23 protein-coding genes are annotated in these 21311 nt (G+C 63.2%); 12 read left to right on the top strand and 11 right to left on the bottom strand.

All coding sequences use genetic code 11. From position 1 onward, the window contains the following. Positions 1-44 precede the first annotated feature (44 nt). Together ACYQ14_RS11305 and ACYQ14_RS11300 are read right to left on the bottom strand one after the other, a co-directional pair. Complete coding sequence (locus tag ACYQ14_RS11305; protein WP_459888197.1) at positions 45-1349, bottom strand: outer membrane protein assembly factor BamB family protein; 1305 nt, start codon at positions 1347-1349, stop codon at positions 45-47. Continuing rightward, complete coding sequence (locus tag ACYQ14_RS11300) at positions 1346-2401, bottom strand: M48 family metalloprotease (RefSeq protein ID WP_459888194.1); 1056 nt, start codon at positions 2399-2401, stop codon at positions 1346-1348. Before ACYQ14_RS11300 ends, ACYQ14_RS11305 begins: the two co-directional genes overlap by 4 nt. 212 nt (positions 2402-2613) lie before the next feature. Between ACYQ14_RS11300 and ACYQ14_RS11295 the strand changes: the two genes are divergently transcribed. Further along, on the top strand, positions 2614-3486 hold the full coding sequence (locus tag ACYQ14_RS11295; protein ID WP_459888191.1) for an NAD+ synthase: 873 nt from the start codon (positions 2614-2616) through the stop codon (positions 3484-3486). A gap of 25 nt (positions 3487-3511) precedes the next feature. Here ACYQ14_RS11295 and ACYQ14_RS11290 read toward each other — a convergent pair whose 3' ends face one another. Continuing rightward, positions 3512-3922, bottom strand: coding sequence for a hypothetical protein (locus ACYQ14_RS11290; RefSeq protein ID WP_459888189.1), 411 nt, complete (start codon positions 3920-3922; stop codon positions 3512-3514). Positions 3923-3982: 60 nt separating this feature from the next. Then, a complete protein-coding gene (locus ACYQ14_RS11285; protein WP_459888187.1) occupies positions 3983-4279 on the bottom strand; it encodes a winged helix-turn-helix transcriptional regulator in 297 nt (98 codons plus the stop codon). 382 nt (positions 4280-4661) lie between these two features. Between ACYQ14_RS11285 and ACYQ14_RS11280 the strand changes: the two genes are divergently transcribed. The 3 genes from ACYQ14_RS11280 (at position 4662) to ACYQ14_RS11270 (ending at position 7198) form a co-directional block, all read left to right on the top strand. After that, positions 4662-4979, top strand: a complete 318-nt coding sequence (locus ACYQ14_RS11280; protein ID WP_459888185.1) for an EMC6-like membrane protein — start codon at positions 4662-4664, stop codon at positions 4977-4979. Between the two features lie 2 nt (positions 4980-4981). Further along, complete coding sequence (locus ACYQ14_RS11275; RefSeq protein WP_459888183.1) at positions 4982-6796, top strand: ribosome biogenesis/translation initiation ATPase RLI; 1815 nt, start codon at positions 4982-4984, stop codon at positions 6794-6796. A 78-nt stretch (positions 6797-6874) separates the two neighbouring features. Next, entirely contained in the window at positions 6875-7198 is a 324-nt protein-coding gene (locus ACYQ14_RS11270) for a hypothetical protein (protein WP_459888181.1), read from the top strand. Between the two features lie 29 nt (positions 7199-7227). On the opposite strand, the gene ACYQ14_RS11265 is transcribed toward ACYQ14_RS11270, so the two are convergent. From ACYQ14_RS11265 to ACYQ14_RS11255, 3 genes are all read right to left on the bottom strand, one after another. Next, the gene (locus ACYQ14_RS11265; RefSeq protein WP_459888180.1) at positions 7228-8040 is read right to left on the bottom strand and encodes a hypothetical protein; all 813 of its coding nucleotides are present in this window, start codon (positions 8038-8040) and stop codon (positions 7228-7230) included. 194 nt (positions 8041-8234) lie between these two features. Continuing rightward, positions 8235-8924, bottom strand: a complete 690-nt coding sequence (locus ACYQ14_RS11260; RefSeq protein ID WP_459888178.1) for a class I SAM-dependent methyltransferase — start codon at positions 8922-8924, stop codon at positions 8235-8237. Between the two features lie 106 nt (positions 8925-9030). Continuing rightward, positions 9031-9552, bottom strand: a complete 522-nt coding sequence (locus ACYQ14_RS11255) for an archaemetzincin family Zn-dependent metalloprotease (RefSeq protein WP_283835732.1) — start codon at positions 9550-9552, stop codon at positions 9031-9033. A 39-nt stretch (positions 9553-9591) separates the two neighbouring features. Here ACYQ14_RS11255 and ACYQ14_RS11250 point away from each other — a divergent pair, with 39 nt between their 5' ends. Next, positions 9592-9984: a UPF0146 family protein gene (locus ACYQ14_RS11250; protein WP_459888176.1), complete on the top strand. Its 393-nt coding sequence runs from the start codon at positions 9592-9594 to the stop codon at positions 9982-9984. A 65-nt stretch (positions 9985-10049) separates the two neighbouring features. Then, positions 10050-10628 carry a DUF3267 domain-containing protein gene (locus ACYQ14_RS11245; protein ID WP_459888174.1) on the top strand — a complete coding sequence of 193 codons (579 nt, stop codon included), beginning with the start codon at positions 10050-10052 and terminating at the stop codon, positions 10626-10628. Between the two features lie 55 nt (positions 10629-10683). Here ACYQ14_RS11245 and ACYQ14_RS11240 read toward each other — a convergent pair whose 3' ends face one another. Continuing rightward, entirely contained in the window at positions 10684-12120 is a 1437-nt protein-coding gene (locus tag ACYQ14_RS11240) for an MATE family efflux transporter (RefSeq protein ID WP_459888172.1), read from the bottom strand. Between the two features lie 139 nt (positions 12121-12259). On the opposite strand from ACYQ14_RS11240, the gene ACYQ14_RS11235 reads away from it, so the two are divergent. The 3 genes from ACYQ14_RS11235 to ACYQ14_RS11225 all read left to right on the top strand — a co-directional run bounded on the left by ACYQ14_RS11235 (position 12260) and on the right by ACYQ14_RS11225 (position 15894). Beyond that, positions 12260-13141 carry a TIGR01548 family HAD-type hydrolase gene (locus tag ACYQ14_RS11235; RefSeq protein WP_459890050.1) on the top strand — a complete coding sequence of 294 codons (882 nt, stop codon included), beginning with the start codon at positions 12260-12262 and terminating at the stop codon, positions 13139-13141. Between the two features lie 90 nt (positions 13142-13231). Continuing rightward, positions 13232-14158 carry a matrixin family metalloprotease gene (locus ACYQ14_RS11230; protein ID WP_459888170.1) on the top strand — a complete coding sequence of 309 codons (927 nt, stop codon included), beginning with the start codon at positions 13232-13234 and terminating at the stop codon, positions 14156-14158. Positions 14159-14313: 155 nt separating this feature from the next. Beyond that, positions 14314-15894: an FAD-dependent oxidoreductase gene (locus ACYQ14_RS11225; protein ID WP_459888167.1), complete on the top strand. Its 1581-nt coding sequence runs from the start codon at positions 14314-14316 to the stop codon at positions 15892-15894. A 16-nt stretch (positions 15895-15910) separates the two neighbouring features. Here ACYQ14_RS11225 and ACYQ14_RS11220 read toward each other — a convergent pair whose 3' ends face one another. After that, the gene (locus tag ACYQ14_RS11220; protein WP_459888164.1) at positions 15911-16735 is read right to left on the bottom strand and encodes a glycerophosphodiester phosphodiesterase; all 825 of its coding nucleotides are present in this window, start codon (positions 16733-16735) and stop codon (positions 15911-15913) included. 129 nt (positions 16736-16864) lie between these two features. Here ACYQ14_RS11220 and ACYQ14_RS11215 point away from each other — a divergent pair, with 129 nt between their 5' ends. Then, the gene (locus ACYQ14_RS11215) at positions 16865-17125 is read left to right on the top strand and encodes a hypothetical protein (RefSeq protein WP_459888161.1); all 261 of its coding nucleotides are present in this window, start codon (positions 16865-16867) and stop codon (positions 17123-17125) included. 143 nt (positions 17126-17268) lie between these two features. After that, entirely contained in the window at positions 17269-18681 is a 1413-nt protein-coding gene (locus tag ACYQ14_RS11210; protein ID WP_459888158.1) for a cupredoxin domain-containing protein, read from the top strand. A gap of 47 nt (positions 18682-18728) precedes the next feature. Here the strand turns inward: ACYQ14_RS11210 and ACYQ14_RS11205 are convergent, their stop codons facing one another. Then, entirely contained in the window at positions 18729-19901 is a 1173-nt protein-coding gene (locus ACYQ14_RS11205) for an MFS transporter (RefSeq protein ID WP_459888155.1), read from the bottom strand. A gap of 157 nt (positions 19902-20058) precedes the next feature. Next, positions 20059-20460, bottom strand: a complete 402-nt coding sequence (locus tag ACYQ14_RS11200; protein ID WP_283835716.1) for a hypothetical protein — start codon at positions 20458-20460, stop codon at positions 20059-20061. Positions 20461-20590: 130 nt separating this feature from the next. On the opposite strand from ACYQ14_RS11200, the gene npdG reads away from it, so the two are divergent. Next, positions 20591-21256 carry an NADPH-dependent F420 reductase gene (gene npdG, locus ACYQ14_RS11195; RefSeq protein ID WP_459888152.1) on the top strand — a complete coding sequence of 222 codons (666 nt, stop codon included), beginning with the start codon at positions 20591-20593 and terminating at the stop codon, positions 21254-21256. Positions 21257-21311 lie beyond the last annotated feature (55 nt).

Here is a 21311-nt window from a genome sequence, read left to right as displayed (position 1 = left end):
AAAAAGCGAGTCTGTACCGCGAGCCGAGTGGGCGAGCGAGCATTTCACAAAAGCGTGAATCGCCTCCCGAACGTTTTTCGGAAGCCGTACAGCTCACCGTTGTCGACGACCACCAGTCGATCCTCGAGTGCGAACAGCTCGCCCGAGCAACCGACCTCGAGCGGGACGGACGCCGTCCAGGCTTCCTCGCCGTCGTGATCGAGGGCGATCAGTCCGCAACGATCCATCGCTTCGGTCGTTCCCTGCACGTAGAGTCGGTCGCTGTCGGCGGCGACGTCGCCACGGACCGTGTAGTCCTCCGTCGTCCAGGAGCGCTCGCCGGTCGACGTATCGATCGCCGAGATCGTTCCACCGGCGGCGAAGTAGGCGCGCTCGCCGACGACGATCGGCTCGCTCGAGGACCGCTCGAGCGACACTCGTCCGCGGCGGTCGTCCGAATCGTCGATCAGCCACAGTTCGTCCTCGCCGTTGTCCGTTTCGACGCCGACGAGTGCGGCTGATCCCGCCGTCTCGAGCCAGTAGGGTGTCGACGGGAGCGAGCGGTCGACGACCACCTCGCCCGCGGAATCGTAGCCGAGGAGGACGGGGTCGTCGCCGCTGTCGTTGTTGGTGTCAGTATCGGCGTCGTCGTTGTCGTTGTTAGTGTCAGTATTGGCGTTGTCGTCGGGATCGTCGTCGTTGTCATCGGAGCTGTCGGTATCGACGGCGACGACCCACACAATCTCGCCACCAACCGCTACGGAGTCGATTTCGTCGAACGGTTCCGCCTCGAGATCGAGTACAAACCGTTCCTCGCCGCTATCCGAATCGAATCCGACCGCCCCGCCTTCGTGAACGCCGACGACGAGGTCGTCCGAAGCTGAGAGGGCGAGCGAGGGACCACCCCAGTCGGTCGTCCACGCGGTTTCGGCGTCGTCGGTGCTGTTTCTCCCGGAATCGTCGTCGGAGGGGGACCGCTCGAGCGCCGCCACGGTTTCGTCCTCGAGCGAGAAGAAGACCCGCCCGTTCGCGATGCTCGGCACGCCGGTGTACTCGCTTCCCGCGTCGCCGCTCCAGACTGTCGAACCGCTCGAGTCGTAGGCCGTAACGTAGGCTCCGTTGACGTCCTCGAACCCGCCCGGAACCGCATCGCGGCCGCTCCGATTGCGGATCCGGAAGAGGTGAGTCCCGTCCGAGCGCCAACGTTCGTCGCTCGAGGAGCCAAAGCCGACGTTGTGTCCCGTCGACTCCTGCCAGTCGAGGTCGCCGCCGCCCGGCTGATAGCCGCAGCCGGCGACGACGGTCGAGGTTCCCGCCGCGATCGCCCCCAATACCTGCCTCCGGGATCGAGTCGCCCGGTCGTCGCTCATCCGGTCACCCCCTCGCGCTCTATGTCGCGAAGGTGCTCGATTCGATCGCTCGTCTTCGGATGGGTTTCCGGGAAGATATCCGTGCTAATCAGCTCCTTCGAGCCGAACGCGCGCGACTCGAGCGGCGCGAGGTAGAGCGCCTCGGCACCGCCGTCGAGCGAGCGAAGATCCTCGTCCGGGAGTTCGGGCATCGTCCCGTCGACCTTCTCGAGCGCGCTCGCGAGCGCCGCCGGGGAGCCGGTTATGGTCGCGGCCGCCCGATCCGCGGCGTACTCGCGGTGTCTCGAGAGGACCCGATAGAGGAGGACGCTCGCGACCCAAAACATCGCCGACACCGCGAGCGTCACGACCGCGCTGACGACGATAACGACGATGGCGACGGCGAGTCCGCGACCGTCGCGGTTTCCGCCAGAGGTGCCACCGCCGGATCCGAGCAGTCGAAAGAGGCCGTACAGGACGTAAAACGCCGCGATCGCGAGGAAGTACGTGATCGTCGGCAGGAGCCACGCGGTCGTCATCAGGTTCGCGTCTCGGTTCGAGAGATGTGCGAGTTCGTGGGCCACGGTCGCCTCGAGTTCGTCCTCCGAGAGAAGTTCGAGGAGGCCGGTCGTCACGACGATGCACTCCGTTCCTCCGCCAGCGACTGCAAACGCGTTGGGGACGTCGCTGTTGATGACCGCGACATCCGGTTTCGGGACGTCGGCTTGGGCCGCGAGTCGGGTAACGGTCGCGTGAAGCGTCGGATACGCGTCGGCGTCGACGCGGCTCGCGCCGACCGAATCGAGGACCGCTCTTGGCCCGTAGCGGTACTGGATGACGAGGCCGGCGAGGACGAAGACGGTCAGGAGCACGGGATCGACGTAGAACTCGCCGTGGTACGGGCGCTCGTTCGCCCACTCGAGCAGGGCGATTCCGACCGTGTTCGCGAGAAAGACGAAGGTGTAGACGAACGCGAACGGGAGCAAGACGATCAAACAGAGCGAGCAAAGCATCCGGAGACGGAGCTCGCGGTCGGGCTCGAGGCCGACGTCGGGGACGAACTGGAGGGACATAGCGGGAAACCGTTGCTACCAGCTACTGGAGTCGTCCGGAAAATAAACCTGTCTACAGACGGAACCCTCTCTACGGACGAAAAATGAATCCTCGAACGGCACCGACTGGTAACGGTACGCACTTTCCGGCTACTAGTTGTTTAAGGTACACTCATAAATACGAGTAGAATGTCGAATGACTAGGTACTCTCTTTACCGTGGCGGTGAGAAACGTGAATACTGACGAAGCGATCCCCGCATCCGATGGGAGTCCGTTTCTGACGGATCGAGATAGTCTGCGGAGCGTTCACGAGCGGGCGACATCGTACGTCGAGTCGCTCGTGAACGAAGCGGACGTCGACGGCGTCGTCGTCGCGATGAGCGGCGGCGTCGACTCCACCCTGACCGCGACGCTCGCGGCCGACGCGGTCGGAAGCGAACAAGTGCTCGCACTCGGACTGCCGTATCACAAGACGGAGCAGGCCGACATGACCGACGCTCGAGCGGCCGCCGAGGAACTCGAGATCGAGTTTCGAGAGATTCACCTCCGGTCGTTGATCGGTTCCTTCGACGAGACGGTCTCGCCCGCTCTCGAGCCGGATCAAGAGTCGATGTCCCGGCCGAACCAGCGCAATCACGCGCTCGGGAACGTTGCCGCGCGCATGCGGATGGTCTCGCTCTACTACGCGGCGAATCGCCACTCGCGGATCGTGCTTGGAACGGCGAACCGCTCCGAGTCATTGCTGGGCTACTTTACCAAGTACGGAGACGGCGCAGCCGACTGTTACCCGATCGGCGACCTCTACAAAACCGAGGTTCGTGCCCTCGCGAGCTATCTCGGCGTCCCCGACGAAATCATCGATAAGGAGCCGACGGCCGGGTTCTACGTCGGACAAACGGATGCGGACGAACTCGGCGCGCCCTACGCCGTCATCGACCCGCTGCTGGAGCGCGTCGTGGATCAGGGACAGTCACTCGAGACTGCCGTCGATGAGATGGGTATCGAGCGAGCGACTGCCGAAGAAGTCCTGTCGATGCACGAAGCGTCCGAGCACAAACGCACTGTTCCACCGACGCCCGGAATCGGCGAGCGAACCGAACGATAGCAAGAACTCGATTTTGCCAGCGAGCTTAGTCGCTTCCGACCCGATACAGGTCGGTATTTCGCCAGTAGAACAGCCCCCAGGCGGTCACGAATCCCGCGATCATCCCGAACAGCTCGCGAACGAGTTGCCCCAATCCGGCGTCGAGCGTGAACGCGATGACGAACCCGGAGGAAACGATCGCACCCAGCAGGATGAAAAACACGTCGCCGAAGATGCTCGCTTTCGAACTCTCCCAGTAGTGTGCACGGTCGTCGTCGTACCAGACGCTGATGTAGATCACGACGACCGACATCGCGGCGATCAGCGTGACGACGAAATAATTCGGGGGAAGCCCGATGGGCTCGAGGACGAAAACATTGAATAAATTCGAGAGAATTGCCATCCCGAACAACCCGATCAACAACCAACCCCACTGTGGAAGCCGCTCCTTGTCCATACTCGAGAACGTTACCACGATAAAATAATCCTGCCGTTCTCGCGGTTATCGGAAACCGGATTATTCGGCACAGCAGGCGTCTTTTTCGGGTGCGGCTTCCTCGACGCCGTTACCGTCGGCCGCGACCGGTTCCTCGAGTCGGTAGAGACTCTGACGGGCGTCGGCGAAGTAGATATCCTCGTCGACGATGCCGATCTCCTCGAGGCGCTCGAGCGCGTAGCGGACCGTCCGGGCAGAGAGCATCGACTCCTGAACGATCTGTTTCTGGGTCAGCGGACCATCGTACTCGAGCACCTTGAAAACGAGTTTGGCACTCGGCGGCAGATCTTCGATTTCCTCTCCGTCGGTCTCTTCCATACTACGATTTGAAAGCACCCAGAGGCTTAAAAGTTGAGCCTTGCTCCCGGAACCAGAGAGTAAGTATACGACACGGCCACCGCGAAAATTTTGTTTTCAGACCCTCATACGCCCCATATGAGCCTAATTGACTGGTCAGTCAGGGTTGGGCGTGAGATGCAGGTACAGGAAGGAAGTCGTTGACCGAAGGATCGACCGCCCCATCGTCGCCGGCCGATCGTCGACAAATTGGCGCATCCAAAAGCGACGGATAGCCCCGGAACGAGAGCGAGCCCTGGACCGTACCCAGTTTGCAACCGTCGAACTGAATGCTCGCAAACCAGATTGCCCGCGTTCCCGCCAATGCGAACGGCTTTTCACCGACGGCGACAGAGTGCGTCTCATGTCGACGGAATCGATTAGCGACCGATACGAGCACATCCGCTCGATCAGCGTGACGGCGCTGTCGGCCTTGCTCGGGGTCGCAGCCGCGTTCGCCTGTCTCTACCTCTACGGGACGGGCGAAGGCGGTGCAGAAAATCAAGAGGCGCTGTTGGTCGTCCTCGGAGCGATCATTATCCAGTTTCCGCTCTTACAGGTATCCGGCATCTATAATGAGGACGAGTTCGGGTTCAAACACTATCTGTTCATCGCGTTCATGACCTTCTCGCTGTGGTTCGTGACGTGGGGCATTCTGCTCACGACGGAGGTCACGATCTAACGATGGCAGACGATAGCATCGCCGTCGTAGACCTCGACCGGTGTCAGCCGGATCGGTGTAACTACGAGTGCAAGAACTACTGTCCGCCGAACCGGACGGGCAAGGAGTGTATCACCCTTCGCGGCGAGGAACCCGATCAGGGCCAGCCCGAACAGGTCCGTATCTCCGAAGAGATCTGTCTCGGCGAAACCTGTGGTATCTGCGTCGAGAAGTGTCCCTTCGACGCCATCGAAATCATTAATCTCCCACAGGAACTCGAGGACGATCCGATCCACCGCTATGGGGAAAACGCCTTCTCGCTGTACGGGCTTCCTGCCCCTCAGGAGGGACAGGTCACCGGTATCCTCGGTCCGAACGGGATCGGGAAAACGACCGCCGTCCGCATCCTCGCGGGCGAACTCGAACCGAACCTGGGTCGGTACAACGAGTCGCCGGGTTGGGAGGAGGTTCTCGACGCCTACCGCGGCACCGAACTACAGGACTACATCGCGGACGTCCGCGACGGTAACGTAACCGTCTCGCAAAAACCCCAATACGTCGACCAGATTCCCGAACAGTTCGACGGCAACACGCGAGAGTTGCTCGAGCGCACCGACGAACGGGGTGCGCTTGATTACCTCGTCGAACGACTCTCGATCGGCCCGGTCATGGATCAGGCGATCGAGGACCTCTCGGGCGGCGAACTCCAGCGGGTCGCTATCGCGGCCACGCTCGCTCGAGACACCGATTTCTATTTCCTCGACGAAGTCACGCCGTACCTCGATATCGGTCAGCGAGTTACCGCCGCACGACTCACCCGCGAACTCGCCGAGGAGGAGGGCAAATCCGTACTGGTCGTCGAACACGACCTCGCGATTTTGGATCTGCTCTGTGACACCCTCCACGTCGCCTACGGTGAGCCCGGGGCCTACGGTGTCATCACGACGCCAAAATCCGTCCGAAACGGGATCAACGAGTACCTCTCGGGCTACCTCGAGAACGAAAACATGCGGATCCGTCCCGACCAGATCGAGTTCGAAGAACACGCGCCGCGGAACGCGACCCACCGCGACCCGCTCGTCGAGTATCCGGACATGACGAAGTCCTACGGCGACGGCGAGTTCGAACTCGCGGTCGAAGGCGGCGAAATCATGGAAGGCGAAGTGCTCGGCATCGTCGGCCCGAACGGGATCGGTAAGTCGACGTTCGCCCAGTTGCTGACCGGCGATCTCGAGCCGACGACCGGGGATGCTGACCTGGATCTGGATATCTCCTACAAACCCCAGTACGTCACCATCGACCAGCACATGCGCGTCGACGTGTTCCTCTCGTCGATCACCGACCAGTTCGGCTCCTCATACTGGAACACCGAAATCGCCCAGCCCCTGCAACTCGAGCGCATCATGGAACAGAACCTCTCGGATCTCTCGGGCGGTGAACGCCAGCGGGTCGCCATCGCGGCCTGTCTCTCCGACTCCGCGGATCTGTACCTGCTCGACGAGCCATCCGCACACCTCGACGTCGAACAGCGGGTCCAGGCGACAAGCGCGATCCGCCGCCACGCCGAGATGCAGGACGCGACCGTGCTCGTGATCGACCACGACACCTACGTGATCGACCTGCTCGCGGATCGCCTGATGGTCTTCGACGGCGAACCGGCCATCGAGGGCCGCGCCGGGACCCCACAGCCGATGCGCCAAGGCATGAACGACTTCCTCGAGAACCTCGACATCACGTTCCGCCGCGACGAACGGACGTCGCGGCCGCGTATCAACAAACCCGACTCGCAGTTAGATCGCGAGCAGAAACGCGAAGGCGAGTACTACTACTCGGTCTGATCGGCGGCGGTCGACTTGTTTTGGCTCGAGTTGTCGACGACCGGGATATTCATGCGATAATGGACAGAATTTTGACGCGTGAATTCAGTTTCCCGCTTTCAGTTGCCGACTCGGTCGACGGAAGGACTGGTTGCGGTCCTCGGAATTACCCTCACGCTCGTCGCGACTATACTTGCAGACTCCGCCGGGCTATCGGCGATGGTGCTCGCACTCGGAATCGGTCTGACGATCGCTGGAACGGTCTGTCTCGCGATCGACTCGGCCGTAATCGTCCGTTATTCCGGCGCGTTCGTCTCACTCGTCGCGGCGCAGTTGCTCACCTTCTCCGGAGTCGTTCGTCTCCTGGGTATCCTCGGACTGCTGACGGTCGCTGGCGTCGCTGTGTTCAGTCGGCTCGAGTGAGCGCGACGCGACGGTAACATCGGCAGCATCTAGTCTCGAGGATCAGCTACCGAATACGCGACGAGAAAACCGACTAGCGCGAGGAGGAGACCCGGAACCGCGTACGCGATCGCGGCACTCGAGACGACAACACCTCCTGTCACGCCAAACACTGCACCAGCCGCAGCAGTGACGACGCCGACGAGAATGAACGCGAGCGCGATCGAGACGGTCACGGCGTCGGAATCGCCCTCCTCGACGGGGTCGGGGCGTTCCCGCGGATCGACGAGACGCCACGTTGGCCCGGTTTCGGTCTTCTCGAAACGACCGCCCAAGGAGGACTCGAGCAACGAGTTCACCGTCCGGCCCGCCACGCGAGCGGAGCTCGTCCAGAGCCCGTCCCAGCCGGTCGTGTCATCGTCCTCGAGATCCGCCCGCGTGACGAACACGGATTCTCCGACAAGGTGGCCTACGGAGGCGGCGTCGTAGCCGACGTCCTCGACGATCCGGGCCAAGAGAAACTCCTCGGACCACGGAATCGGCTTCTCGAGCGCGAACGAGGCCGTTCGACCGTGGGGGAGCGCGACCTCGAGACGAACCGTCGTCTCGTCGACCGTCTCGAGGTCTGTTACGCGACCCTCGACGTAGCCCTCCGGCGTCGACATGACGTCGATGCGGCCGAGTTCGTCCCCGAGGTCGCCCCCGTCCGCCGCCTCGGGATCCTCGAGCGGGTTCGGACCGGTGCTCCACCGGCCGGAGTCGGATTCAGTCTCGGTCGAAATTTCGTCGTCTAGCGAGCCGTCGTCCGAGCGGTCGCCCTCGGCTTCGACCTCGATTTCGATCTCCCGCTCGTCGCCGGTCATCGGCGCTCACCGGGGTCGACCCCGAGACAGTCGCTACTTACGGCCGCGTCGACCCTCCCGCTCTGCGAGAGACTGGCAGGTATCACGACAGTAGTGTCAAGCGTTCGTAGGACGCTCGAGCCTAAATCCTTGTTCCCTCCGGCGGTGGTCTTTGTCTCTCCAGCGGAGGGAGACGGCTTTCGAGTCGGCCGAGGCTACTCGAGCGTGGCTCGAACGACGCCGAACAGTCCGTCGCCGTGGCCGTCGCGGACGCGTTCGGTTTCGCCGTGCAATTCGGTCTCGGTGGGCTCCTCCACAGACTCGTCGAACACCGTCTGAACCCGTTCTCGAACGACGAATTCCGCGTTCTCGAGCGCACCGCAGACTTCCTCTCCGGTGACGAACTGCGCGTCAGCGTAGAACGGGCTCTCATCCTTGTTCTCCTGGTACACCTGCCCTAGCGGGCTCGAGCGGTCGAGAAACGCGATCACGAGTTCCCCGTCGGCTGCGAGCACGCGACGGGTCTCTGAAAGCGTGTCCTCGATATCGTCGAGGAAACACCAGACGGTGACGAAGAGGATCCGATCGAACGCGTCGTCGCACAGGGGGAGCCGTTCGGCGACGCCTCGAACCGGATCGACGCCGCGGTCTCGGGCCTCGAGAAGCGGGTTCCTTGCCGGGTCGATTCCGACCGGAATCTCGAGCGGGTCGGCAAAGCGGCCGGTTCCGACACCGACCTCGAGGGTGGCCGGGCCGGCGGGATCGGTTTCGCTGGTTACGTAGGGCGTGTCTTTGGAGAGCACCTGCTCGAGTGCGGCCAGTTCCGCTCGGTACGCGTCTCGGTTCGTCTCGAACCAGGCGTCGTACTCGGCGGTGAGCGTTTCGAAGGGGGCTGTGGCGGGCATCGGTTCGAGAAAGAACGGCAAGAAAGAAAAACGAGGTGTTCGGGACCGCAATCGCGATGTCGCGGGTCTACAGCGAGAGTGCCTCGGGGCGTGTCCCCGAGATACATCACTTTACCAACCGCTGGCAGCTTCCACAGAGGTTCTCCTCTTTGATATCGACCTCGCGAACCGTCGGCGAAAAGTTCATCACGCAACGGTTGTTGTCGCAGTGTTCGAGGCCGTATGTGTGGCCGATTTCGTGGACGATCTCCTTTCGAACACGGTCCTCGAAGATGTCGGCGGCGCTCTTGTTTGAGAAGCCGCCGTCCGACGACGTCTGGAGCCGGTAGGTCGAGACGACGCTACCGCTACCATCGAGGTAGGCGAGTCCGAAGACGTAGTTTCGGCGTCGGTAGAAAAGGTCGTGGGGAGTGATCGCGATGTTCTTATCGCCTCGGCCAGTTCGTTCCGCGAGTTGGATGAACGACTCCGCAGAGTATTGGTTCCGTCCGTCATCGTACGCACCGCTTGGAATCGACTGCGAATCGTTGACCGTAACCTCACAGTCGTAGACCGAACGCAACGCTGAGGAGGCCGCCCGCTTGACCTCCGCGGAAACGGATCCCACCGGAACGATATCGACGAGCATGAAAACGACTATGGCCGCAGGTGCCATAAACGTCCCGCCATGGCACACTCTCGTCGGACTCTCGAGGCAATCTGTGATTACCTCTCGAGTGCAGATTGCGTGGTCGAGGTGGGAATCGGCAGACGAACCGATCTGGCGAGTGTACTGGCGAAATCGGGGGTTTCCGTCACTGGAACCGACATCCACGAGCGCGACGTACCAGCTAGCGTGACTTTCGTCCGCGACGACATTGTCGATCCGAACCTCGCGGTGTATGATGGTGCGGACGTGCTCTTCGCCCAAAACCTGCCGCCCGAGTTGCATCGACCGACGCTCGAGGTCGCTCGAGCGGTCGACGCGCCGTTCGTCTTTACGACCCTCGGCGGCGACCAGCCAGCCATTCCGGTCGATCGAAAGACGATTCCGGGTGACACGCTGTTCGTCGCCGAGTGAACGTGTGATATCGGCGACAGACACCGACCCAGAACACTTAGGATTCCGTACTGCCGTTCTGGCATATGCTCGCGTTTATCGGCTTTTTCTTCAGTCTCCTCACCGCTCCCGGGGTCGTCGTCCACGAGTTCGCACACAAGAAAGCCTGCGACCTGATGGGCGTTCCCGTCGTCGACGTCGCGTACTTCCGACTCGGGACGCCTGCGGGGTACGTCCAACACGGCGAACCTGACCGCTACTGGCAGTCGTTCGTCATCAGCGTCGCACCGTTTCTGCTCAACACGGCGATAGCGTTCTGTCTGTTCGTCGGGTTCGCCGCGGTCGTGCTCTCGAGTGGCATCCCGGAGGTCGGGGCCAGTCTCGATCTGAGCCTCACGACGACCGAAACCGTCGTCGTCGCGCTCGTACTCGGCTGGCTCGGGTTCAGCGTCGGCGTCCAGGCGTTTCCCAGCACCGGCGACGCGAAGACGCTGTGGAACCGATCGCTCTCAGAGTGGCGGCGCTCGCCGATCGTCCTCCTCGGAATCCCGTTCGTGATCGTGATCTACGTCGCGAACCTGCTGTCGTGGTTCTTCCTCGACGTACTCTACGCCGTCGGCTTGTTGCTCCTTGCGGCGCAACTCGCGCTGGCGCTCGGGTTCTAAGCCGTGCTCAGACCAACGTTAGCGCGTAGATTCCGAGTTGGCGATCGGGAACCGATCAGTCGCCGTCGGTTGCCGAGCCGGGACGATACCGCCGACTCACGGCCTTCCAGTGGCCCGTCCGGAAGAGCCAGTAGTTGATCCCGCCCGGAACGAACGTCTCGAGCAAGAACGCAAGGTAGAGCGCTGCGATGCCGAGCGGCGTCACCAGCCCCAGCGCAGCCGCGGGAAGGGCAAAGACGTACCGACCGATCAGCGAGGAGACGAACGGCCAGCGAGTCGCGCCGGCACCGAGCAAGGCACCGGCCGCCGCGCCGTCGAGGCCGAACCCGACCGCGCTGATCGCGCCGATGGCGACGAATATCGCGGCTTGCGTGACTTCGTCGGGACTCGAGACGAAGATACTGGCGATCGGTTCGGCAAACACCACCACGATCACAGCTGCGGTGACGTAGATCACCAGCGAGAGCCGGATGATTGCGCCGCCGTAGGCCTCGGCTTCGTCCTCCTCGTTCGCCCCGAGGTGCTGGCCGACGAGCGAACTCGAGGCCAGGGACATCCCCCAATTGATGCTGTTGATCAGGCTTCGGACGCGTCTGCCGACCTCGAAAGCGGTGACGATGACCGGGCCGAACACCGCCGTGATCCACAACAGCGGGAAGACGACGATCCCCTGTGCGAGTCGACGACCGATTTCCGGCGTCGAGATCTCCATCAGTTGACGGATGATCCCGACATCCAGAAGGGGTCCCGTGCGGGTAATCGGAACGGGGCTGGGTTCCATCCCCAGCGCGCCGTAGTTCCGCCCAACCATCCCCCACGCGAGGACGACGGTGACGAACCCGGTCGAGAGGGTGGTTCCGATGGCCGCGCCGGCGACGCCCATATCGAAGCCGAAGATAAGGAGCGCGCTGAGAATTACGTTGAGCACCGCGCCGCCGCCGCGGGCCATCATTTCCGTGAACGTGTCGCCGATCCCCGTGTACGTTCGGCTGGCGATCAAGTTGAGCAATTCGAAAAGAATGGCCGGCGCGACGAATGCGAGGTAGACGCTCCCGTGGTGAATCGATTCCGAATCGTTAGCGAGGAGGCCGATCAACGGCTCCGCGAAGAGAAAAAACGCGGCCATAAGCGGTATCGCGAACGCGATTGCCACCAGAACGCTCTGTTTGACCACGATCGATGCGCGTTCGGTCTGCTCGCCGCCGTAATTCTGCGAGACGAGAGTGACGGTGCCGCCCGCGAGCCCGAGTCCCAACATAGTCACGACCTCCCAGTAGGCTAACGCGAACGCGAGGCCCGCGGTCCCCGTCGTGCCGACGGCGATACCGACCATCGCGAGGTCGGCCGTCTGCTTGGACATGATCGCAAAGCCGGTACCGATCCGGGGCAACGCGAGCTCCATCGTCGGACGGAACCGCTCGGCGGAAATGACCCCGAGCCGCTCGAGCCCCCTGGCGATCGCATCGACGACGGTTCCCGCTCGCCCACTCATCACGCGTTCATTTCGGGGACGGAGACTTCCGTTTGCTGGTTCGAGTCAGACCGTTCACAGACGCGAGTTTCAGCCGACCGAATTCGGCGTGCTTTATCACCTCGGGTCCGTTCGACAGCGTATGAACGCAGCCGCCACCATCGACGCCGACGCGGTCGTCCTCGACATCGACGGCGTGCTCGTCGATGTCGAAAACTCCTACCGTCGAGCGATCGTTGAGTCCGTCGAGCGCGTCTACGACCGGAGCATTCGCAAGGAAGATATCCAGCAGTTCAAGGACGCCGGCGGGTTCAACAACGACTGGGAACTCACCGACGCCGCGGCGCTGTACGTGCTTTCGACCGAGGAGGGGTACCGCGACTCGATCGACGGGTTCACGGACGAAATTGCGGCCAACGGCGGCGGCCTCGAGGCCGCAACCGAGGTCGTCCAGGAGGAAATCGGCGCGAACGCCACCCGGCGCGTGAAAGACCGATGGGATCGCGAGCGGCTTCGGGACGTATTCCAGCAGCTCTATCTCGGCGAAGAGCTCTACCGAGGCCTCGAGGGCGGCGACCCCGATATCGAAACGCGCGGGTTCATCCACGACGAGCCGGTGTTGCTCGAGGACGAAACGCGGGACGCCCTGACGGCAGACTACGACGTTGGCGTGGTGACCGGACGTCCGGAAGCCGAAGCCGAAATCGCTCTCGAGCGCGTCGGGCTCGATATCGGTGCCGACAACCGGTTCACAATGGATGATTGGGAGGAAGGAAAGCCACACCCTCGAGCCCTGACTACGCTCGCGGCCCAGTTCGACGCCGACACCGTCGTCTTCGTCGGCGACACACTCGACGACGTGCGGACGGCCGTCAACGCAAGCGAGAGCGATCCGGATCGCACCTACCACGGAATCGGCGTGCTGACCGGCGGGCTGACGGGCGAGGACGGGCGGCAGAAGTACGACGAAGAGGGCGCGTCGATTGTCCTCGAGTCGATCAACGAACTGCCGGACGTGTTCGAGGCCGAAGACGAATCCTAACACCGCTTTTCGCGTCGTCCCGTCGAATGTAGAAACGACTGACAGAACGCGACACAATACATAAAGCGTTCGCGATACCTCTATCAACAAATGCGAACCGCGCTCGGGATCTTCGTCGTCGTTGGGCTCGTCGTGATGGCTGGTTGTGCCGGGCTCGGTATTAACGGCGGTCTCGAAGGGATCACGAACGAGAGCGACGATCCGAACGCGAACTCGGATGTCCCCGACGCGAATCCCTACGGCACGGAGACGCTGACCGTCGCGTACGACGATTCGGCCGTCGAAATGGATAAACGCCACATCGTCGAGGACTCATTGGAGTACTGGGAAAACAACAGCGAGCAATACGCCGGGTATCCGATTTCGTACGAGCTCAACCAGTCCGATCCGGACCCGGACAAGCACATCGAGTTCGTCAGCGACCTCGAGCGCTGCGGAGAGGCGTTCGATTCGTTCCACATCGGTTGTGCGGACTACGTCACCGAGCAGGCACCCGAGACGGCCGAAATCCGCGTCGAGGCAGGATACACGAACACTACGCTTCGAGAGACGACGAAACACGAACTCGGACACACGCTGGGACTCGACCACGACGACGAACCGCAGTCGATCATGGCTCCCGAACAGGAGCGAGCGATCGACCGGGACATGAGCGTCCAGCTCCGCATCGCGGACGCGTACGACGAACGAAACGTCGTCCGAGGGATCGAAACGGCACTGGATACGTGGGTCACTCACTTAGAATCGAAGGGCCACGACACGACGACCACCGTCGATGTCGTCGAGGAGTTCGACGGCGACGCGGCGATCGCCTACGACGCGACGGACTCCCGTGACGCGTGCAACGGGGAGTTAGTGTGCCAAACCGACGACACAGACGACGGCGACTTCAAAGTCACCACCGAGTGGATTCAAGAGGACGACCACGAGAGCGTGATGGGCAGCGTGTACGGTGGGTATCACGGGCTCGAGGCCGACGATGCTCCGCCCGAATACCAGCACGAACCCGACAGCTAACGGTACTGCTGGCGTACGAGTTGTCGGACGTGTCGAGGCTAGTGAATCAGTCGTCGAGAGTGCAGTGATTTTGCCCAAAGAGGGAGGGTTTTCCACTTCGCAGAAAGCCCATGCCCCGCTTGTTTTTTGCCGCCGGCAGTCGTACCGGTCACCAGATGGCAGGCGAATTCACTCGACCCAGCGACGACCTCCCCGGGGAGCCGACCTCACCCTGGCTCGCGAGCACGCTCGAGGCCAGTTACGGCCCGCTCGAGTCGAACCGCTCGGTCGACGTCGCCGTCGTCGGCGCGGGAATCGCGGGACTCTCGACGGCGATCGACTTGCGGGATCGCGGGAAGTCGGTCGCCGTCCTCGAGCGCGACCGCGTCGCGGCGGGCGTCACCGGGAAATCGACGGCGAAGCTGACAAGCCAGCACGGGCTGATATACGATCATCTTCGCCGAGAGTTCGGCCGCGGAGCCGCGAGACGGTACGCGTCGGTAAACGAGCAGGCGATCGACGAGGTCGAATGGCGGGTCGACGAACTCGACATCGATTGCGGGTTCGAACGACAGCCGTCGTATCTCTACGGCGACGACCCGGACGAAATCGAACGGGAGGCCGACGCGGCGACGATGGCGGGACTCGAGGCGACCGAAGTTCGGTCCGTGCCACCGTTCGAACGAGCTTCGGCGGCGCTCCGGTTCGACAACCAGGCGTGGTTTCACCCCCGGCGGTACCTCCTCGGACTGGCCGAGGAATTGCATGGTAGCGGAAATACCCCCGACGAGGGAGTGGGAAACAACGACGACACGGGCGTCTACGAGCACACTCGAGTAACCGACGTCGAACCGGGCAGTCCGTGTCGCCTTCGGACAGAGCGAGGAGCCACCGTCACCGCCTCGAGCATCGTCCTCGCGACGGGCTATCCGATCCTCGATCGGGCGGGCTACTTCACCAGAATGCACCCGAAACGGTCCTACGTGCTGGGCATTCGAATCCGTGGCGAGCCGCCGTCGGGGATGTACTACCGACCCGGCGATCCGTACCGCTCGGTGCGGACCTATCGGAGGAACGGCGAGGAACCGCTGGTCCTCGTCGGCGGAGAGAACCACAAAACCGGGCAGGGCGGCTCGACCGCGGATCGGTACCGGCGGCTCGAGCGCTGGGCGCGCGAGCGGTTCCGCGTGGAGTCGATCGACTACCGCTGGTCGACTCAAGATTACGTGACTGCGGACCGGGTGCCGTTCGTCGGGCGGGCTGGTTTCGCCAGCGAGAACGTCTATGTCGCGACCGGCTTTCGCGGCTGGGGAATGACGAACGGCGTCGCCGCCGGGCGACTGCTCGCAGCGTTGATCGACGGCGAGCGCCCGCCCGAAGCCGACCTGTTCGACCCGCTCCGGTTCACGCCGAAGACCTCCGCGGCGGACGCGATCACCGAAAACGCCGACGCCGCGAGCCAGTTCGCAACCGACTGGCTCCGGACGCTGTTCTCGCCGGACCTCGAGTCCATCTCGCGGGGCGAGGGTCGAGTCATCCGCGACGGCCCGAAACCGATCGCGACCGCTCGAGACGGCGACGGCGACCTCCACGCCGTCTCCGCGGTCTGTCCCCACACCTACTGCGTCGTCGACTGGAACGACGCCGAGTGTAGCTGGGACTGTCCGTGTCACGGCTCGCGGTTCGCCCCCGACGGGACGGTGCTCGAGGGGCCCGCGACAGAGGATCTCTCTTCTCGAGACGACGATTCACTGTAGCCGGTTCAATAAGCGGTTACTGCCTGACGGCGAGGCCGGGGTAGTCCGCGATTATCCCGTCGACGCCCGCCTCGGCGAGTTGGTCGAACTGGGTCCACGTCTCGGCGGTCCAGACGTTTACCGCTCGACCTTCCTCGCGGGCGACCTCGAGGAGATCGGTTTCTGGCTCTGCATCCGAGAACCCGGCGTACTCCGTTCCCGAAAGCGCTGTTCCCGCGATCGCGTTTCGCGGCGGGTGGATCGCCTCGCAGTCATACCGGCGAGCGATCTCGAGGCCGGCCTCGAGGTCGTCCCAGACCAGCGCGGCGGCGGCGTAGGTCGGTCCGATATCGCGGACGGCCGCAATCGCGCCCTCGCAAAAGGACGAAAAGAGGATCTCGCCGGCGAAGGAGTCACAGTCGGCGACGGCCCGTTCGACGAACGGCTTCCAGACCGCCTTTCGCTCCTCGCGGTCGCTCTCCGGAAGGGACTCGCCGAATCGAAGCGACTCCGTCCCGGGATTTTTCAGCTCGACGTTGACGGCCATCGCGTTCGGGACCGCCTCGAGAAACGCCTCGAGCGTCGGCACCGTTTCGTCGGTTCCGAGGACCCTCGCGTCGCGGATCGTCTCGAGGTCAGTCTCCCAGACGAGCCCATCGGCGTCGGTGAGCGGCCGTCCGTCGCGGGTCCCCTCGAGCCGTTCGTCGTGGATCACTACCGGGGTTCCGCAGGCCGCGGGCTGGACGTCGATCTCGAGCATCGACGCGTCGTTGTGCTCGGCGGCGTTTCGCGCCGCGGCGACGGTGTTCTCTGGGGCGACACCGGCGAATGCTCGGTGGGCGATAACGGCGGGTTCGGCCATTGGCGAAACGAACGCAGGCTGTCGTGTTGTATCTAGTCCTCGTCCGTTGGACCGGGTATTCCTCGTTCATTGTACGGAGACTGAAAATGCGCGCAAACGTTGAAACGGCTTCCCGTCGAGACCCCATCCATGACGGATAGGACCCTCGCCGACATCGAATCCGCCCTCGAGCGAGCGGCGGACCTCGAGACCGAAGCCGCGGTCGACCTCCTCGAGCGCGCCAACCGGGATCTCGAGGAACTCGCGGACGACCCGGACATCGACCAGGAGCACCACCGAGCGCTCGAGAACCGACTCGAGCAACGGGTACGGGAGCTACGGAATCGAGACGCCTACGACGGCGGCGGGTTCGGAGCCGCGATGAATCCCGAGGAGGACGATGCGCCGTAAGAATCCGTGCGGAACGTGACCCGCCAAGAGGGAGAAAAACCGGTTTGAATCGCGACCGATCTCGGCCATCGGATCGAAACGACGCGTTTGATCGCGGAACGGTCAGCCTCCTTTTACGTTCGGGAGTGGAGCAAGCGTGCGTCATGAAGAAACGGGAACTCACGCGGCGGCGGGTGCTACAGGGGGTAACGACCGGAAGCATCGTCCTGACCGGGACGGCCGTCGGAGACGAATCGAGAGTCGGCGGGCGGAACGGACGCGATACAACGGCCGCGCTCGAGACCGATGCCACGAACCGGCAGACCGACACCTCGAGCCTCGAGATCGATATCGTCGAGACGAGCGCGCCGGTGAACGCGGGCGAGCATCTCCGGGTGACCGCCGAGATCGAAAACACCGGCTCGTCGGACGTTCGAGCCGACGTAGATTTCGTCGTCGGCCACGCCGAAGAGCGGCTGGGACGGCAAACGATGACGATCGAGGCCGGCGAGACCGAATCGGTCAATCAGGGGTTCGACACGTATCCAGTCCGGAGCGACGACGAATTCCCGGTTCGAATCGAAATCAGCGGGGTCGGAGCCGAACGGACCGTGGCGGTGGACGCGGCGTCGGAGCTCCCGAACGCGATGCCGAATAGTGAACTCACTGTCCAGCCGGGAACAACGGTGCTGTTCGAGGTCGAGCCCGTCGATCCGGACGAAAGCCACGAGGTGAACTGGTGGATCGACGGCGAGTCCACCGGAGCCTGGATGAGGCCGTGGACGGGCGCGTACTTCGCCGAAGTCGGGCGGTATTTCCACATGCACACGTTCGATTCCACGGGAACGCACGAGGTCGCTGCGTCGGTGGCTCGACGCGGAGAGAGCGGGTTCGGCGGCGGGAACGAAACCTACGCTGCGTACTGGGAGATCGACGTCTCGAGCGGCGGCAAGGGATCGCCGTCGATCGAACGTCGACAGCCCGCCGAGGAGACCCTCGAGTTCGCGCCGGACGACGACCTCGAGTTCGAACTCGAAGTGTCTCTGTCGGGATCGGATCGATCCCTCGATCGAGTCGTCTGGTGGCTGACCCAATCGGACACCATCCTCGACGTGACCGACCTCTCCGGCACGCTCGATACAGCGACGCTTCCGACCACCGAGAGCACACTCTGTCACACCTGCCGGGTCAGTCCCTGGATCGTCTGTGCGGACGGCACCACTCGAGAACTAGACGGAGCGTGGATCGTCAATAGAGTCGAGGACGATGGTGCTGACGACGGAACGCTTGAGGTGCGGATCCTCGAGACGAACTCGCCCGTCGAGGCGGGCGGGGTGCTCGAGGCGATTATCGAACTCGAGAACGCCGGCGAGTCGACCGCCTCGGACGAACTCGAGTTTATCGTCGGCCACGATCCGGAGCGGGTCGACACCCAGGCGGTCACCGTTTCGGGCGGCGATACCGGCACCGCCACGCTCGCGTTCGAGACGTATCCGACCAGCCAGGACGAGCAGTTTCCGGTTCGGGTCGTCGGCGCGGACGACGCAGACGAAACGATGGTCGAAGTGATCGCCTGAGAAGCGGCGGGGACAGGGAGACGCTCGACGGTCGGATCAACCGGGAGCTAGTAACCGAGCCCGAAGACTCGGTTCGCCGCGAGGGCGAGAAAGGAGACGAAAAACAGGGCCGCCAGGGTCCAGAACGCGACGCCCCAGCCGAACAGGTCGGCGGTGAGGCCGACGCCGAACGATCCGCTCGCACCGAGGACGGTGTATACCGTTCGGACGAGACCGAACCCGGTTCCGCGCTCTTCGGCTGGAAGCGCGTCCATGAACCGTGGATCGATCGCCGCGAAGAAACTCGAGCCGACGCCCGCCAGGGCGACGCCAACGGCCATCGGGAGCAGTCCCGAGCCGAGTACGACCAGCGGTATCCCGACCGCTCCGGCGATCATCGAACTCCCGATCGCGACGTCCCGTCCGTAGACATCCGAAACGCGACCGAGGACGATCTGGCCGCACGCCCGGATGACGAAAAAGACGGAAAAGGCGACGCCGGCCGCCGTCGGCGTGTAGCCGTGAAACGCGACGAGGAACGCGGGGAAAAACGACAACAGTCCCTGAACGACGTACGTTCCGGCCATCGCGATGAGGAGGGGAAACGCGATCGTCGGTCGCGAGATCAGCCCGACCAGCGAGCGTAACTCGAGGCTATCCCGCAACGGTTCGTCCGGCCGTCGCGGTTCGGTCGGACGGATCCGCCAGACGAACAACACGAAGATCGGGATCCCGACGATCGCGGTCAGCGCGACGGCGGGACGCCACCCGTACCGAACGCCGACCCAGGCCGCCGCAACCGGTGCGACCAGCCCCGCCAGCGGGCCGCCGATCGAATGGAATCCGACGGCGGTCCCGATATCGTCGAACGTCCGAGAGAGCAGCGTCGTCGCGACCGCGTAGTGAAGCCCCGCGACGCCGCCGAGGACGACCGCGGCCGCGACGAACGCACCGTACAGCGGCGACAGCGCGAGCGCGAGGCTCATCACCGTCGTTCCGCCGACGGCGACGAGAACGATCGGCTTTTCGCCGTACCGATCGGCGAGGACGCCGCTTGGAAACTGCGCGAGACCGTACGCGAGCCACATTCCAGTCAGCGCGAACCCGATCAACGTGTTCGTAATTCCGAAGTCCTCGGTGATCAACGGGACGACGGGGCTGATCGCGAGCCGCGCGAAGTAGGTGACGAAAAACGCCAGCATGCACAGGACGAGAACCGTATACCGATACTGCCAGTTCATAGGGGAGAGACTACCTGAGTGACTCGAGCGCGAGCGTATGAGAGTGGTGTTTTCGATGCTCCGCGGTTCGACAGTGAATGCGAGAGTGGCTCTCTCGCCGAGTCGAAAGAAGATCTGTAGAGTCCCCTTCCCAGCCCCGTCGACCCCCGGGTGTGATCTACAATCCTCCGCTTTCGTTCGCCCGGAACCGTGCTGGGACGACCGTCTTCTCGGCGAGAAGTACGATCACAAGTCCGACGAGACCGCCGACTATGACCGCATCGAAGAAAAAGAGGACTCCACCGAGCGCGAGTTCGACTCCGAAAACGAGGACGAAACACAGGAAGATAGCACCAGATACCGGATATTTGAGCGCTTCGCGTCGTTCGGCCGGAATGCGATCGCGAACGAACCACGCGAGCGGCCCGAAGAGCGAAAAGGACGCGATGGCGTACCCGCCGGCCCAGAGCCACACGCTCGAGCCATGGTTCAGCAGATTGGCGACGCTCTGGAGACCGAAGTAGGCCAAACAGCCGACGAGGAAAACGCGGCGAGTGCGGGCCGACACGGAGAGTACCATACGAACAAGTCTTTCCGTCGTCCCAAAATATGCGTCGGGTCACCGAATTCGAACGCCGGTCCGACCGTGATTCCGGCGAGTTCGGCCGACCTCCCACCCTTTTATTCGAGTGCCTCCCCGAGAGGCAGGTATGCGAATCGCGCTACTCGGCGGAACTGGCGATATCGGCGAAGGGCTTGCCTTGCGTTTTGCACACGACACCGACCACGAGATCCTGATCGGCTCTCGAGACCCGGAAAAGGCTCGAGACTCGGTCGAAGAGTACGAGAAACTCCTCGAGGATCGTGACGTGGAGGCCTCGATAAAGGGATTCACGAACGAAATGGCGACCGATCGAGCGGACGTCGTCATCCTGTCGGTGCCGCCGTACTACGCCGGTGACACCGTCGAGACCGTCGCGTCAAAACTCGACGAGGACACGATCCTCGTCACCCCGGCGGTTGGGATGAAAGGCGACGAGGACGGAATGCACTACCATCCGCCGTCGGCCGGGAGCGTCACCGAACTCGTCGCGAGTCGGGCACCCGACGAAACCCCGGTCGTCGGCGCGTTCCACAACCTCGCGGCGGGCGAACTCTCGAATCTCGATCACGACCTCGATCTCGATACGCTTGTCGTTGGCGAGGGGAACGCCAAGCAGACGGTTACGTCGCTGGCGAGCGAAATCGATGGACTCCGCGTTCTCGACGCCGGGCCGCTCGCAAACGCGGCTGAAGTCGAAAGCATCACGCCGCTGGTTATCAACATCGCCCGCCACAACGAGGAGTTACACGACGTCGGCGTCAAATTTAAGTAATCGTCTCGACAGCCCCAGCGTGTTACGGTAGCGTCGCGGCGAAAATGCCGGCGGG

It is taken from the genome of Halostagnicola bangensis (assembly GCF_054653435.1).
The sequence above is the reverse complement of the archived record's forward strand: the minus strand, read 5'-3'. Positions and strand labels throughout refer to the sequence as shown.

What these genes read in the sequence shown, in the direction of transcription:
- ACYQ14_RS11255 (WP_283835732.1), bottom strand. Translation starts at nt 9,552, where the DNA reads ATGCTCGTCGATATCGTTCCGGTGGGATCCGTTTCCGCGGAGGTCAAG.
- ACYQ14_RS11300 (WP_459888194.1), bottom strand. Translation starts at nt 2,401, where the DNA reads ATGTCCCTCCAGTTCGTCCCCGACGTCGGCCTCGAGCCCGACCGCGAG.
- ACYQ14_RS11260 (WP_459888178.1), bottom strand. Translation starts at nt 8,924, where the DNA reads ATGCCCGCCACAGCCCCCTTCGAAACGCTCACCGCCGAGTACGACGCC.
- ACYQ14_RS11285 (WP_459888187.1), bottom strand. Translation starts at nt 4,279, where the DNA reads ATGGAAGAGACCGACGGAGAGGAAATCGAAGATCTGCCGCCGAGTGCC.
- ACYQ14_RS11215 (WP_459888161.1), top strand. Translation starts at nt 16,865, where the DNA reads ATGACGGATAGGACCCTCGCCGACATCGAATCCGCCCTCGAGCGAGCG.
- ACYQ14_RS11205 (WP_459888155.1), bottom strand. Translation starts at nt 19,901, where the DNA reads ATGAACTGGCAGTATCGGTATACGGTTCTCGTCCTGTGCATGCTGGCG.
- npdG (WP_459888152.1), top strand. Translation starts at nt 20,591, where the DNA reads ATGCGAATCGCGCTACTCGGCGGAACTGGCGATATCGGCGAAGGGCTT.
- ACYQ14_RS11210 (WP_459888158.1), top strand. Translation starts at nt 17,269, where the DNA reads ATGAAGAAACGGGAACTCACGCGGCGGCGGGTGCTACAGGGGGTAACG.
- ACYQ14_RS11225 (WP_459888167.1), top strand. Translation starts at nt 14,314, where the DNA reads ATGGCAGGCGAATTCACTCGACCCAGCGACGACCTCCCCGGGGAGCCG.
- ACYQ14_RS11265 (WP_459888180.1), bottom strand. Translation starts at nt 8,040, where the DNA reads ATGACCGGCGACGAGCGGGAGATCGAAATCGAGGTCGAAGCCGAGGGC.
- ACYQ14_RS11240 (WP_459888172.1), bottom strand. Translation starts at nt 12,120, where the DNA reads ATGAGTGGGCGAGCGGGAACCGTCGTCGATGCGATCGCCAGGGGGCTC.
- ACYQ14_RS11280 (WP_459888185.1), top strand. Translation starts at nt 4,662, where the DNA reads ATGTCGACGGAATCGATTAGCGACCGATACGAGCACATCCGCTCGATC.
- ACYQ14_RS11290 (WP_459888189.1), bottom strand. Translation starts at nt 3,922, where the DNA reads ATGGACAAGGAGCGGCTTCCACAGTGGGGTTGGTTGTTGATCGGGTTG.
- ACYQ14_RS11305 (WP_459888197.1), bottom strand. Translation starts at nt 1,349, where the DNA reads ATGAGCGACGACCGGGCGACTCGATCCCGGAGGCAGGTATTGGGGGCG.
- ACYQ14_RS11200 (WP_283835716.1), bottom strand. Translation starts at nt 20,460, where the DNA reads ATGGTACTCTCCGTGTCGGCCCGCACTCGCCGCGTTTTCCTCGTCGGC.
- ACYQ14_RS11275 (WP_459888183.1), top strand. Translation starts at nt 4,982, where the DNA reads ATGGCAGACGATAGCATCGCCGTCGTAGACCTCGACCGGTGTCAGCCG.
- ACYQ14_RS11220 (WP_459888164.1), bottom strand. Translation starts at nt 16,735, where the DNA reads ATGGCCGAACCCGCCGTTATCGCCCACCGAGCATTCGCCGGTGTCGCC.
- ACYQ14_RS11245 (WP_459888174.1), top strand. Translation starts at nt 10,050, where the DNA reads ATGCTCGCGTTTATCGGCTTTTTCTTCAGTCTCCTCACCGCTCCCGGG.
- ACYQ14_RS11250 (WP_459888176.1), top strand. Translation starts at nt 9,592, where the DNA reads ATGGCACACTCTCGTCGGACTCTCGAGGCAATCTGTGATTACCTCTCG.
- ACYQ14_RS11230 (WP_459888170.1), top strand. Translation starts at nt 13,232, where the DNA reads ATGCGAACCGCGCTCGGGATCTTCGTCGTCGTTGGGCTCGTCGTGATG.